The sequence below is a fragment of the Ferrovibrio sp. GW821-FHT12B10 genome (genome assembly GCF_058807515.1).
Map to the genome: position 1 here is coordinate 2,310,063 of NZ_JBXAQT010000001.1, position 13,062 is coordinate 2,323,124.

Sequence of the window (13,062 nt, forward strand, 5' to 3'; positions counted from 1 at the left end):
TAGCCCGGCTGTCCCGCTCTGTCAATAAAGCCAGCCGGAAAGCCTTGGATCGATAAGGGAGATTGACCGCTTGACCGCCCCCGCGCCAGCCGGTAGAGGCCGGTCATGGCCCATGATCAGCCCAGGCGGACTCAGCCCCGTCAGACTGGGGGCGGCCGCCGTCTGCTCCTAGTGGTGCAGGAGGCGCTGTTCTTCACCACCCACCGCCAGCCCATCGGGCAGGCGATGCGGGCGCGCGGCTGGGAGGTCCATGTGGCGGCCCCGGCCGATCCGGTCCTGGCCGCCCGCCTGACCGCAGAGGGTTACCATTTCCATGCCATCCCGCTGGCGCGCGGCAGCCTGAATCCGCTGGCCGAGCTGCGCCTGCTGCTGGCGCTGCTGGCGCTGTACTGGCGGCTGCGGCCGCGCCTGGCGCATCTGGTCTCGATCAAGCCGGTGATCTGGGGCGGCCTCGCCGCCCGGCTCAGCCCTGTCCGGGCGGTCGTGCATGCCATCACCGGCTTGGGTTTCCTGTTCATCCGTCAGGATGCGAAGGCCGCTGCCATGCGTCGCCTGCTCGAGCCGCTCTACCGCTTCGCGCTGCGCCATCGCAACAGCATCGCCATCTTCCAGAATCCGGACGATCTCGCCGCCTTCCGCGCGCGCCACCTGCTGTCCGGCCCCCAGGTGATGATCCGGGGCTGCGGCGTCGACATGCAGAAATTCCGCGAGCAGCCCGAACCCCCGGTGCGCGCCGATGCGCCGCCCGTGGTGATGTTCCCCGCGCGCCTCCTGGGCGACAAGGGCGTGCACGAATTCGTCGGCGCCGCCGCAAAGCTGCGGCACACCGGCGCGCGTTTCGTGCTGGTCGGCCGGCACGACCCGGACAATCCCACCGATGTGGGGCCGGCGCAGCTTCAGCAGTGGATCGATGATGGCATCGTCGAATACTGGGGCTTCGCCGAGGACATGCCGGCGATGCTGGCGCGCGCCCATATCATCGTGATGCCGTCCTATCGCGAAGGCCTGCCGCGTGGCCTGATCGAGGCCGCGGCCATCGGGCGCGCCATCGTCACCACCGACGCACCGGGCTGCCGCGAAGTGGTGCGGGACGAGGAAAACGGCCTGCTGGTGCCGGTCGCCGATGCCCCCGCCACGGCGGTCGCGATTGAAAGATTGCTCAAGGATGACGTCCTGCGCCGCCGCCTGGCGGCGCGCGGCCGCGAGATCGCGGTGACCGAATTCTCGGTCGAGCAGTTCATCGCAGAGAGTCTCGCCGTCTATGAACGGCTGCTGGTGCAGCAGGGGGAAACGCTGTGAGCGATATCGCGCTGGACTGGCTGATCACGCTGGGCATCGCCGCGGCCGTGGCGCTGTTCGTCGGCCTGTCGCTGAAACCGCTGATCGGTTGGCTGCAGCGCCGTGCGATCATGGATATTCCGAACGAACGCTCCAGCCATGTGGTGGTCACGCCGCGCGGCGGCGGCATCGCCGTCACCGGCGGTATCCTGCTCGGCTGCATCGCCTGGCTGGTTTACGACCCGAGCGAGGATTTCGCGCTGGTGCTGCTGGGCATGATGGCGCTGGCGCTGGTCTCCTGGCTCGACGACCGGCGCGGCGGCCTGCCGGTCGGCCTGCGTCTGGGCCTGCAGGCGGCGGCCATCGGCACCGTGCTGGCGGTGCTGCCCGATTTCGCCAGCGTCACGCAGGGTCTGGTGCCGGTTTGGCTCGAACGCATCATCCTGTTCTTCGGCTGGATCTGGTTCACCAACCTGTTCAACTTCATGGACGGCATCAACGGCATCACCGGCGTCGAAATGACGACCATCGGTCTGGGCAGCGTGATCGTCACGGCCCTGCTGTTCGACGGTCTGGCCAACGGCCCGGCGCTGATCGTGGCGGCGGCGGCCATCGGCTTCCTGCCGTGGAACTGGGGCAGGGCGAAAGTCTTCCTCGGCGATGTCGGCAGCGTGCCGGCCGGCTATCTGCTCGGCGTCCTGCTGCTGCTGCTGGCCTTCTCGGGCGCCTGGGCGGCGGCGCTGATCCTGCCGATGTATTACTGGTTTGACGCCACAGTCACGCTGCTGCGCCGCCTGCTGCGCGGCGAAAAGGTCTGGCAGGCCCATCGCAGCCATTTCTACCAGCAGGCCACGGCGCGCCTCAGCCACGCCGGCGTCGCCGGGCGCATCGCGGTGCTGAATGCGATGCTCATCCTGCTGGCGGTCATCAGCCTGCAGTCGCTGACCGCCGCCATCGCCGCGCTGGTGGCGGCGATCCTGCTGACGGCCGCGCTCTGTGGGTATTTCGCCAGGGCGGCCCAGCGGGTAGAGTGACGGCATGGCCGACTCACCCGCATCGCCCAAGCGCCAGCGCGCATCTCATCTGCGCCTGAACCACCGCGTCATGCTGGTGGCGCTGCATGATCTTGTCATGGCTGCCCTGTCGTTCCAGCTCGCGCTGTGGGCGCGCTACGGCATCGCCGATCAGCATTGGGATCCCGCCGACTGGATGCAGGAGACCGCCGGCTTTGTCGCCGTCTCCGCCGTGATGTTCTGGCTTTCGGGCCTGTATCGCGGCATCTGGCATTTCGCCTCGATCCGCGATGTCACCGCCATCCTGCGCGCCGCCGGTCTGTCGATCCTGATTTTTGTCGTGCTGCTGTTCCTGATCACCCGCCTGGAAGATTATCCGCGCAGCGCCTCGATTTTACAGTTTTTCATTTTGGTGGCTTTGCTGGCCGGGCCGCGCATGCTGTATCGCAGCTGGAAGGACGGCAGCCTGATCGCGGCGCTGAAGCGCGGCGACGACAAGCGCGTGCCGGTGCTGCTGCTGGGTTCTGGCGTCGCCGCCGATGCCTTCATTCGCGAGATGCAGCGCGGCGGCCAGTATCGCGTCGTCGGCATCCTGGATGACTCCGAAGGCCGGCGCGGCCGCGACATGCGTGGCATCCGCGTGCTCGGCCAGCGCGGCGACCTGCCCGCCATCCTGGCCGACATGAAAGATGTCGATCATCCGCGCCGCATCATCATCGCCGACGATCGCTATGACGGTCGCGCCATCCGCACCCTGGTCGACGATGCCGCCCAGTTCGGCATCAGCGTCGCCCGCCTGCCGCGCCTCACCGAATTCCGCAAGGAGGGCGAGGCCCAGCAGGTGCGCCCCGTCGATGTGGAAGACCTGCTCGGCCGGCCGCAGCGAGTGCTGGATCGCGGGCCGGTCACCCGGCTCATCGCGGGCCGGCGCGTGCTGATCACCGGCGCCGGCGGCACCATCGGCTCGGAGCTGGTGCGTCAGGTTGCGGCGCTGGAGCCTGCCGCGATCGTGTTGTTCGAGCAGAGCGAGCATGCGCTGTACCAGATCGACATGGAACTGGCCGAGCGCTTCCCCGGCGTGACGCGGCTGGCCGTGCTGGGCGATGTGCGCAACGCCGATGCGGTCGAGACCGCCTTCGCCGCGCATCGGCCCGAGATCGTGCTGCATGCCGCGGCCTACAAGCATGTGCCGCTGGTGGAAGCCAATACCGGCGAGGGCGTGCTGACCAATGTGCTGGGCACGCAGATCGTGGCGCAGGCCTGCAAGCGCCACGGCGTTGCCGTCATGGTGATGATCTCCACCGACAAGGCGGTCAACCCCACCAATGTGATGGGTGCCAGCAAGCGCGTGGCTGAAATGGTCTGCCAGAGTCTGGATTTAGAATCGGGCCTCGATCTCGAGGCCGGCGCTGGCACGCATTATGTCACCGTGCGCTTCGGCAATGTGCTGGGCTCGTCGGGTTCCGTCGTCCCGCTGTTCCAGCGCCAGCTCAGCAATGGCGGGCCGCTGACGGTGACGCATCCCGAAGTCACGCGTTTTTTCATGACGACGCGCGAAGCGGTCGAGCTGATCCTGCAGGCCGCCGCCATGCCGGGCGCCCAGCTGCGCGCCGAAGGCAAGATTTTCGTGCTCGACATGGGTGAGCCGGTGCGCATCCGCGATCTGGCGCAGCAGATGATCCGCCTGGCCGGTCTGCATCCTGACCGCGACATCAAGATCGTCTTCACCGGGCTTCGTCCTGGCGAGAAGCTCTATGAGGAAGTGCTGCACAGCGACGAGACCACCATGCCGACGCCGCAGGATGGCGTGCTGCTGGCGGCACCGCGCGTGATCGACCGCGCCGAACTGGATCGCGCCATCGCCGCGCTGACCGAGGCGGCGCGCAGCCGCGACACGGCTTCGCTGCTGCGCCTGCTGGCGCAACTGGTGCCGGAATTCCATCACGCGCCGAATGGCGAAGTGCCCCGCGTGGCCGATACGGCGGCGAAGTAGACAGCAAAGCCGTCATCCTCGGATTTATTCCGAGGATCCACTCCAGCCATCAGAGCATTGGAACGCGCAGATGGACCCTCGGGACAAGCCCGAGGGTGACGTCATTTTTTGCTGGCGAAACGTGCAAACTAATGACGAGGGTAGGAAACCTCACCCCTTCGCGATCAGCTCGGCCTGCTTGACGATGCCCTCTGCCTGACGAATGGAGGCGATGTCGATCAGCTTACCATCCAGCGCCACCGCGCCCTGGCCCTTGGCCTGCGCGTCCTTCATGGCTTCCAGAATGCGCTTGGCCTTGGTCACTTCGGCTTCCGGCGGCGTATAGACCTCGTTGGCCAGCGGAATCTGGTTGGGATGGATCGCCCACTTCCCTTCGCAGCCGAGGATGGCAGCCCTGTTGGCCTGCGCCTTGTAGCCTTCGTTGTCCGAGAAGTCACCGAACGGCCCGTCGATGGGGCGCAGGCCATTGGCGCGCGCCGCCACCACCATGCGCGAAATGGCGTAATGCCACATGTCGCCCCAGAAGTAGTCGCGCGGCTTGTCGCCATCCTTGTCGGTCAGCACGCCATACAGCGCATTCGGCCCGCCGATCGAGGTGGTGCGGGCGCGCGTGCTGGCGGCGTAATCGGCGACACCGAAATGCAGGCTTTCCATGCGGGGCGAGGCCGCCGCGATCTCGTGGATATTCTGCATGCCCAGGGCGGTCTCGATGATCGCCTCGATGCCGATGCGCTTACTAAAGCCCTTGGCGGTCTCGATCTGGGTCAGCAGCATGTCGACGGCATAGATGTCAGCCGCCGTGCCGACCTTGGGCACCATGATCAGGTCGAGCTTGTCGCCGGCGGCTTCCACCACCTCGACCACATCGCGATACATGTAATGGGTGTCGAGGCCATTGATGCGCACCGACATCACCTTGCGGCCCCAGTCCACATCATGCAGGGCGGCCACGATATTCTTGCGCGCCTGCGGCTTGTCGTCGGGCGCCACGGCGTCTTCAAGATCGAGGAAGATCACATCGGCGGCGGATTTCGCCGCCTTCTCGAATAGCTTCACATTGCTGCCGGGCACCGCCAGCTCGCAGCGGTTCAGCCGGGCCGGCGCAGGGGTGATGGTCTTGAAGCTCATGGCGGCAACGCTCCCTCTTTTTTCTATGCTGCAACTGCTAACTAGCCGGGCCCGGCTTGGCAAGCATGACGTAAGGGGAGGGAGTTAGGGTCGGAATTTGACTTTTATCCTATATATTGTATCCTATATGTTCTTATAGTCTCGGCATACATTTGTATGCCGTGCGAACACGGATAAACGCCGATAAGCGCGAATAAGGGGCCAATAAGGAGGAATAAGCGCCCGATAAGACCGGAATAACGCCGGGTAAGGGTCGAATAAGGACGAATAAGACGGAATTTGACGTCTACAGCATCAGTTTTGATGTCTACAGCACCGGATTTGACGGCTACAGCATCAATTTCGACGCCTACAGCACCAGTTTCGACGCCGACAGCCGGTTTAGCCCTTGGCCAACGGGTGATGCTGGCGCACCAGCGCCTGTTTCCGCGCTTCCAGGACGTGGGTATAGATCTGCGTGGTGCTGATATCGGCATGGCCCAGCATCTTCTGCACGGCGCGCAGGTCGGCCCCATGGGCCAGCAAGTGGCTGGCGAAGGCATGACGCAAAACGTGGGGCGAGACTTTTGACGGCATCAGCCCGGCGGCGATGGCCAGTTCCTTGAGCAGTTGGCCGAAGCGTTGGCGTGTCAGATGGCCGCTTTCGCCGCGCGAGGGGAACAGCCAGGGCGAAGTCTTGGTTTCCATGAACACGGCGCGGCAGCCGGCGTAATCCGCGATGGCCTGACGCGCCGGTTCGGAGAGCGGCACCAGCCGTTCCTTGTTGCCCTTGCCGCGGATGACCAGAAACCGGTCGTCATCGCCAAACGGCGGCCAGCGCATCGAGACCAACTCGCTGACGCGCAGGCCGGTGGCATAGAGGATTTCAAGCAGCGCGGTCAGGCGCAGGCTTTCGGCGGGATCGTCGCGCAGGCTGCGGGCTTCCTGCAGCAGCAGATCGACCTCGCCCTCGCTGAGCAGCTTGGGCAATGGCCGCGCACGTTTGGGCGCATCGAGCAGGGCGGCCGGATCGTCGGTGCGGATGTTTTCCTGCACCATGAACTTGAAGAATTGTCGCAGCGCCGACAGACGCCGCGCGGCGGTGGCGGGTTTCAGGCCTGCATCATGCAGGCCCTGCACATAGGCGCGTAAACTATCGATGCCGATGGTCTCGGGCTTTTCGCCGCGCGCCGCGATGAAGCCGCTGAACTCGGCGAGATCGGTCTGGTAGGCGAGCAGGGAATTCTTGGCCAGGCCGCGCTCGGCGCTGAGCATCTCGAGGAAGCTGTCGATATGGCGGCTGGCGCGCGCCATGCAGCGTCAGAAGCCGCGCAGCAGGGCGGCTTCGAGGGCGATCTGGCGCGCTTCGCCGACTAGGCCGACGGCGCGCAGCGCTTCCAGCGCGGTGGCCAGGCTCTGGCCATCGGCATCCAGGCTGCCGTTGCCGCCGAGCATGGCCAGCGACAGTGCGATGGTTTCGGCCTTGGCCTTGCTCATCGCGGCGCGCTGCAGGTTGCGCCACAGGCCGGCCGGCGGCACGCGCGCGGTGGCCGCCGCCGCGGCATTGAGCAGCGCGTCCCAGCGCTCGGGCGGCACCGCGATGCCGGACGCTTCGGCCAGCGTCAGCAGCTGCGCGGCGCGGGCGATGCGGTCGGGCGGTGAGAGCTCGTCCTGCGCGGCCCACCAGGCTTCGTAGCGGCTGTCGCGCCATTCGCCGTCTTCGCCGGCGATCAGCAGCAGCGGCCAGGCGGTGGCGACGATATCGCCGGCATTGTCGCGCTCGGGCGGCAGCGCCATCAGCGTGGTGCGCCACAGCCGCGCCAGGCCCAGGTCGCCCGACGCCAGCGCCATGCGGATCACGGCCGGGGCCGCGTGGATGCTGTTCTCGTTGGGCGTCAGGTTGACCAGCAGCGGCTTGTAGACGGCGGCGGTGGTGAGCAGCAGATTGCGGGCCACGCTCAGGTCATGGGCGCGGCGGATCAGCTCGGCGCGGGTCTTCGGCTCGGTGGTGGCGCGGGCCTGCTGATAGATCAGCGCGGCGGCGCGCACGCTCTTCTCTTTGCCGCTGCCGATGCCGGCGATCAGCGTGGCCCGCTGCGCATCCGAGATCTCGACGGCGGCATAGGCTTCGCCCAGCAGCTCGGGCGGCAGCGCGCCGAAGCTGACGGCGCGTTCGGTGGCCATCAGCCGGGTCTCGGCATCGGCCTTGTCGTAACCTGCGACCATGACCAGCACGGCAGGTGAGGCCTGCTCGAGCGTGTCCTTGGGCAGCGGCCGCCCGCTGGCGCGCAGCATGGCGAAATGCAGCGGGGTGACCGGGCCGCCAAACGTGTCGATCTTGGCCCGCGCATCGCCGCGCAGCACGGATGCCAGCGCGTTGAAGGCCGGATCGGCGGGTTCGTTCGCATCCTTGGGGCCGTCGCGCCACAGGCTCAGCGCCAGGTCGCCGCCGGGAATGTTCTTGGCGAGGTAGCGGCAGAAGACCGCGGCCTTCTGCCAGGTGGCGGACGGCTCGTCGCGCAGGCCGGCATCGGCGATCTCGCAGGCGCGCGGCACGTCGTTCTTCAGCAGCGCCAGATTGAACGGCAGTTCCTTGAAGACGGAATCTTTCGGCGCACTCGGACCGGATGGCGCCAGGCGCTCGGCCTCGCTGATGCGGCCAAGCTTCATCAGCTGCGCCACGCGCAGGCCGAGGATCGAAGGCGTGGTGTCGTTGCCAGGCGGCACTTCGGCGATGGTGAGCAGCAGGCGGCGCTGCAGGTCGCGCAAGGCCGGCGCTGCGACCGGCGCGGGCAGCACACCCAGCGCCTGCAGGGCCTGGGGACGGCTGCTCCGCTGCCACATCCCTGAGCCGAGACCGCCATTGCCATCGTCGAGCAGGCCGGCAGAGGAGGGATCGGGTGCCTTCAGCGGCTGGATGACGAAATCGGGTGCCTTGCCGTCAGCGGGGGCATCGGCGGTAGCGGGTGCCGGAGCAGGCGCCGGAGCGGGCGTTGGTGCCGGCAGAGGCTGCAGCTGCTGGGTTTCGACCTGCAGGCCGCCGCCGGGAATGGGCGCGATCATGGTGGGCGGGGCGGCAGGCGCGGGTGCTGCCGGCGCCTGCATGCCCAGCGGCATGGTGTTCTGCTGAGGCTGCTGGTCCTGTTGCGTCTGATCCGGCGGGATCAGGCGCACCGGCTGCGTGGCGGCCGGGCCGGCCGTGAGGACAGCCAGCGCAAGGGCCGGGACCAGGGCGCGCATGGTGGTTATTTGCCGAGGCGGTCGGCAGGTATCACCTTCTCGACCTTGCCGCGCGGTGCCGGAATGTCCCAGCTGGCGAGGAAGGCGGTGCCGCCGCCGACCAGCAGGATCAGGAAAGCGACCAGGATAAGCGACATACGGGCCATGCGGCGTCCGCTCCGAACTGGAATTGTGAAACGATTGCTTTATTCTATCGGTGCGGCCCTTTCCAGGCAATCGGCGGGCTGCTGGTACACCCGAATTCGGACCCCCATCGCTTCTTGGCGGGTCCAAGATACGAGTCGCAAAGCATACGAGAATGGGCGTGAGCACCATCGATACCGTCTCCGCCGCTGCCGCCCCCTCCGAGTCCCCTTCCGCGACCGGCGAAGGCCGGCTGCGCAGCATCGTCCTGGTCGGCCTGATGGGCGCGGGCAAGAGTTCGGTCGGCCGCCGCCTGGCCCATCGGCTCGGCTTCGCTTTCCTGGATGCCGATGTCGAGATCGAGAAGGCGGCGGGCGCGGCGATTCCGGAAATCTTCGCCGAGCATGGCGAGGCCGCCTTCCGCGACGGCGAGCGCAAGGTGATTGCCCGCCTGCTCGACCAGCCGCAGATCGTGCTGGCCACCGGCGGTGGCGCCTTCATGAACGGGGAGACGCGCGCCCGCATCCGCGAACGCAGCGTCTCGATCTGGTTGAAAGCCGAACTCGATGTGCTGGCCAAGCGCTGCTCGCGCCGGCCCGGCAACCGCCCGCTGCTGGCTGGCGGCGACCTGCGCGGCACGCTGTCGCGCCTGATGGCCGAACGCTATCCTGTCTATGCCGAGGCCGACATCACGGTGATGAGCGTCGATGGCCCGCATGATGCCGTGATCGAGGACATCCTGCGTGCTCTGCCGGAGGAATACCGCGAGCTGGCGCAAAAGCATCCGCCGGGCCATGGCCGTATCGGCCCCGATGAGTGAAGTGAGATCATGAAAGAACAGACTGTCCGCGTCGCCCTTGATGAGCGCGCCTATGACATCCAGGTCGGCGGCGGCCTGCTGGAACGCGCCGGCGAGCATATCGCGCCGCTGCTGCGCCGGCCCTTCGTCGTCATCGTCACCGACGAAAATGTGGCCAAGCATCATCTCGATACCCTGCGCCGTGCCCTGGCGTTGAAGAATATCGGTTGCGAGACGGTGATCCTGCCGCCCGGCGAGAAGCAGAAATCCTATGCCGGCCTCGAGCATCTGTGCGAATCCCTGCTGGCGCTGAAGGTTGAGCGCCGCGATCACCTGATTGCTCTGGGTGGCGGCGTGATCGGCGATCTTGTCGGTTTCGCGGCTTCCGTGCTCCGACGCGGCATGGATTTCATCCAGGTGCCGACCAGCATGCTGGCGCAAGTCGACAGCTCAGTCGGCGGCAAGACCGCGATCAACAGCCGTCAGGGCAAGAACCTGATCGGCGCCTTCCACCAACCCAAGCTCGTGCTGGCCGATGTGGCGCTGCTGGATACGCTGTCGCCGCGCGAGCTGCGCGCCGGCTATGCCGAGGTGGTGAAATACGGCCTGCTGGGCGACGCCGATTTCTATGCCTGGCTGGAACAGAACGGCGCGAGGCTGCTGGCCGGCGACATGGCGCTGCGCACGGAAGCCGTCGCGCGCTGCTGTGCCCACAAGGCGCGGATTGTCGCGGCCGACGAACGCGAGGAAGGCGAACGCGCGCTGCTCAATCTGGGGCATACCTTCGGCCATGCGCTGGAGGCGGAAACCGGCTATTCGCAACGCCTGCTGCATGGCGAGGGGGTGGCGGTCGGCATGGCACTGGCTTTCCGGCTCTCGGCGCAGCTCGGACTTTGCGCAAACGATCTCGCGCCGCGCGTGGAACGCCATCTGGCCGAGAGCGGCCTGCCGGCGAAGCTGACAGATGTGGATGGCGCGGGCGCGTTCAAGCCTGCCGTGCTGCTCGATCACATGAAGCAGGACAAGAAGGTGCGGGACGGCAACCTGGTTTTCATCCTGGCCGAAGCCATCGGCCGCGCGGTGGAGAAGCGCGATGTCGCGCCGCAGGCCGTGCTGACGTTGCTGGCCGAGCAACTGGGCGGCGTTTCGGGCCGCGCGGCCTGACCTCATGCCGTTGTCTCTTGTCGTCGAGGTTTTTTCGGTCATTGCGCCGCTGCTGGTGATGACCGGCATCGGCTGGCTCTGGGCTAGGCGCGGCCGGCCATTCCAGGTCGACAGCATCAGCCTGCTGGTCACCAATATCGGCACGCCCTGCCTGGTGATCCACACGCTGCTGATGGCGGACGTCGACCGCGGCATGATGGGCACCATGGCCTTTGCCGCCTTCGTGGCGCTGGCCACCTTCATGGCGATCAATGCCGGCGCGCTCTATCTGCTTAAATTGCCGATCCGCAGCTATGTCTCGTCGCTGACGTTTCCCAATTCGGGTAATGCGGGGCTGTCGCTCAGCCTGTTCGCCTATGGCCAGCCGGGCCTGGCGCTGGCGATCCTGTTCTTTGCCGTCGGCTCGCTGGGCAATTTCACGCTGGGCCAGTCGATCATGGCGGGTCGCGGCAATCTGAAGGAAGTTTTCCGCTCGCCTATGATCTACGCCGTGCTGATCGGCGTGATCGGCAATCTGTTGGAAGTGCACCCGCCAGGCTGGGTGATGCGCAGCCTGCAGGTGACCGGCGGCATCGCCATTCCGCTGATGCTGCTCACGCTGGGCGTGTCGCTGGCGACGCTGAAGGTGAACGATCTGCGGCGCGGCCTGCTGCTCTCGGCGCTGCGGCTGCTGACGGGGATCGGGGTGGGTTTCGGTCTGAGCTGGCTGCTGGGCCTGGAGGGCGCCGCGCGCGGCGTCTTCATCATCCAGTGCGCGATGCCGGTTGCGGTGGTGAATTACATTTTCGCGCTGCGTTACAACCGGGACCCGCAGACGGTCGCCAGCCTGGTGGTGATTTCCACCCTGCTTAGTTTCGCGACTCTTCCTGCCCTGCTGGCCCTGGTGCTGGGCTGATCCCCAGGTTGAGCAGCGCTTCGCGGGCGACACCGGTCGGCGCCGCGATAGCGATGCCCGAGCGCGCCACGAAATAGGACAGGATGGCGCTGCGCACGCGCGAGGTCAGGGTCTTTTCACGACGGGCCGGGTCACGGTCGACCTGGGCGGCGAACATGTGGCGGTCGATATTCTCCGCCGTGCAGATCGCGTCCAGCGCCGCCCATTCCAGCCGCTCGAGCCGGATGCTCGTTCGCCCGCGCCCCAGCCGCAGATTGCGGGTCACGAGGCTGGATCCGCCGAAGGCGGGGGTGGGATGCTGCGGCTGGCGTGTCATTGGCATACCGCAACCTATAATGGATGTCCGTTAAGAATTCAAAGGAAAAGGTTGTATTATCTGGAAATCCTGCGTGAATCAGGTTGTATAGGCGAATCAACCCATTGGCGGAATTAGCTCTTTTGCTCGTCTGGGCTTTGCGCCGTGATTGCCAGGGCATGCAGCCCGTCTTCCAGTTCCTGGGCCAGAATCTGGTAGATCAGGCGCTGGCGCTGCACCCGGCTCAACCCGCGGAAGCGCTCGGCCACCACGCGCAGCCGGAAATGGGTCTCCCCGGCCGCCAGGCCCTTCATGGCGGCATGGCCGGCATGCATGGCGGATTCATCGACCAGCTCGAAATGGCTGGGATTGAGGGCTTCGGTCAGTTTGTCGCGGATGCGGGCGGCGATCGACATGATAAAAAATCCCGTAACACTCAAGAAAAATGCAGGTTTTATGATAGTGCAGGGCACCGGCTATTGCCTTGCCAGTATCCCCCCTTCGACCCATACTTTACCAGTCATGCCGCGTGCCCGGACTGCCCAGCAAAAACTGTTTCTCGACGCCGAGGCGGAAGCCGCTTTCGGGCGTCGCCGGCTGAAGCGCTGCGACCATCCCGGCTGTCAGGAAGAGGCGCGGTTTCCGGCCCCCAAAAGCCGCGAGCGCCACGATGGCCAGTGGCATTTCTGCCTCGACCATGTGCGCCAGTACAACGCCGGCTGGGACTTTTTCCGTGGCATGTCGGATGCCGATATCCAGCGCTATCAGCGCCTGGATCCACTGGGCCACCGGCCGACCTGGAAGCTGGGCACCAAGCCGCAGGCCGACGAACCGCAGGTCTGGGTCAAGGATGACCTGGGGATTCTCGCCGAGGTCGGCATCAAGCTGGGCGCCGAACGCCGCAAGACGCGTGCCGAACTGCAGCTCGATCCCAAGGAGCGCGATGCTCTGGTGACGCTTGGCTTCGACTTGTCCCAATTGACCCTCCCCTTGCGGAAGGCCGATATCAAGGCGCAGTACAAACGAATGGTGAAACGCTATCACCCGGATGCCAATGGCGGCGATAAAGCGGCCGAAGACCGGCTGAAAAGCATCACCCAAGCCTATGCCTTCCTGCAATCACGCGGCTATACTTGACCCCTGATCTCCCCCACG

General features: G+C 66.2%; 13 protein-coding genes. 7 read left to right on the forward strand and 6 right to left on the reverse strand.

The features are described from left to right. Positions 1 to 105: 105 nt before the first annotated feature. From AC1RRT_RS11690 to AC1RRT_RS11700, 3 genes are read left to right on the forward strand one after another with little or no spacing between them, the layout of a single operon-like run. A complete protein-coding gene (locus AC1RRT_RS11690) occupies positions 106 to 1,299 on the forward strand; it encodes a glycosyltransferase family 4 protein (RefSeq protein ID WP_493013973.1) in 1,194 nt (397 codons plus the stop codon). Beyond that, on the forward strand, positions 1,296 to 2,312 hold the full coding sequence (locus tag AC1RRT_RS11695; RefSeq protein ID WP_493013974.1) for an MraY family glycosyltransferase: 1,017 nt from the start codon (positions 1,296 to 1,298) through the stop codon (positions 2,310 to 2,312). Before AC1RRT_RS11690 ends, AC1RRT_RS11695 begins: the two co-directional genes overlap by 4 nt. A 4-nt stretch (positions 2,313 to 2,316) precedes the next feature. Continuing rightward, on the forward strand, positions 2,317 to 4,284 hold the full coding sequence (locus AC1RRT_RS11700) for a polysaccharide biosynthesis protein (RefSeq protein WP_493013975.1): 1,968 nt from the start codon (positions 2,317 to 2,319) through the stop codon (positions 4,282 to 4,284). 150 nt (positions 4,285 to 4,434) lie between these two features. Here the strand turns inward: AC1RRT_RS11700 and AC1RRT_RS11705 are convergent, their stop codons facing one another. The 4 genes from AC1RRT_RS11705 to AC1RRT_RS11720 form a co-directional block, all read right to left on the reverse strand. Then, the gene (locus tag AC1RRT_RS11705; RefSeq protein WP_493013976.1) at positions 4,435 to 5,412 is read right to left on the reverse strand and encodes an HpcH/HpaI aldolase/citrate lyase family protein; all 978 of its coding nucleotides are present in this window, start codon (positions 5,410 to 5,412) and stop codon (positions 4,435 to 4,437) included. Positions 5,413 to 5,793: 381 nt separating this feature from the next. Then, a complete protein-coding gene (locus AC1RRT_RS11710; RefSeq protein WP_493013977.1) occupies positions 5,794 to 6,705 on the reverse strand; it encodes a site-specific tyrosine recombinase XerD in 912 nt (303 codons plus the stop codon). 6 nt (positions 6,706 to 6,711) lie between these two features. Beyond that, the gene (locus tag AC1RRT_RS11715; protein ID WP_493013978.1) at positions 6,712 to 8,631 is read right to left on the reverse strand and encodes a hypothetical protein; all 1,920 of its coding nucleotides are present in this window, start codon (positions 8,629 to 8,631) and stop codon (positions 6,712 to 6,714) included. Between the two features lie 5 nt (positions 8,632 to 8,636). Continuing rightward, on the reverse strand, positions 8,637 to 8,768 hold the full coding sequence (locus AC1RRT_RS11720) for a hypothetical protein (RefSeq protein ID WP_493013979.1): 132 nt from the start codon (positions 8,766 to 8,768) through the stop codon (positions 8,637 to 8,639). Positions 8,769 to 8,935: 167 nt separating this feature from the next. On the opposite strand from AC1RRT_RS11720, the gene AC1RRT_RS11725 reads away from it, so the two are divergent. Genes AC1RRT_RS11725 through AC1RRT_RS11735 form a run of 3 tightly spaced genes read left to right on the forward strand, consistent with a single transcriptional unit; the run spans position 8,936 to position 11,612 of the window. Continuing rightward, positions 8,936 to 9,574, forward strand: a complete 639-nt coding sequence (locus tag AC1RRT_RS11725; protein ID WP_493013980.1) for a shikimate kinase — start codon at positions 8,936 to 8,938, stop codon at positions 9,572 to 9,574. A gap of 9 nt (positions 9,575 to 9,583) precedes the next feature. Next, positions 9,584 to 10,717, forward strand: coding sequence for a 3-dehydroquinate synthase (gene aroB / locus AC1RRT_RS11730; protein WP_493013981.1), 1,134 nt, complete (start codon positions 9,584 to 9,586; stop codon positions 10,715 to 10,717). 4 nt (positions 10,718 to 10,721) lie between these two features. Next, the gene (locus AC1RRT_RS11735; RefSeq protein ID WP_493013982.1) at positions 10,722 to 11,612 is read left to right on the forward strand and encodes an AEC family transporter; all 891 of its coding nucleotides are present in this window, start codon (positions 10,722 to 10,724) and stop codon (positions 11,610 to 11,612) included. On the opposite strand, the gene AC1RRT_RS11740 is transcribed toward AC1RRT_RS11735, so the two are convergent. Then, positions 11,566 to 11,877 (reverse strand): ribbon-helix-helix domain-containing protein, encoded by a 312-nt coding sequence (locus AC1RRT_RS11740; RefSeq protein ID WP_493013983.1) that lies wholly within the window; start codon positions 11,875 to 11,877, stop codon positions 11,566 to 11,568. The genes AC1RRT_RS11735 and AC1RRT_RS11740 overlap by 47 nt on opposite strands. A gap of 164 nt (positions 11,878 to 12,041) precedes the next feature. Then, positions 12,042 to 12,323, reverse strand: coding sequence for a BolA family protein (locus AC1RRT_RS11745; protein ID WP_493013984.1), 282 nt, complete (start codon positions 12,321 to 12,323; stop codon positions 12,042 to 12,044). 106 nt (positions 12,324 to 12,429) lie between these two features. Between AC1RRT_RS11745 and AC1RRT_RS11750 the strand changes: the two genes are divergently transcribed. Beyond that, positions 12,430 to 13,044 carry a J domain-containing protein gene (locus tag AC1RRT_RS11750; RefSeq protein ID WP_493013985.1) on the forward strand — a complete coding sequence of 205 codons (615 nt, stop codon included), beginning with the start codon at positions 12,430 to 12,432 and terminating at the stop codon, positions 13,042 to 13,044. Positions 13,045 to 13,062: the final 18 nt, after the last annotated feature.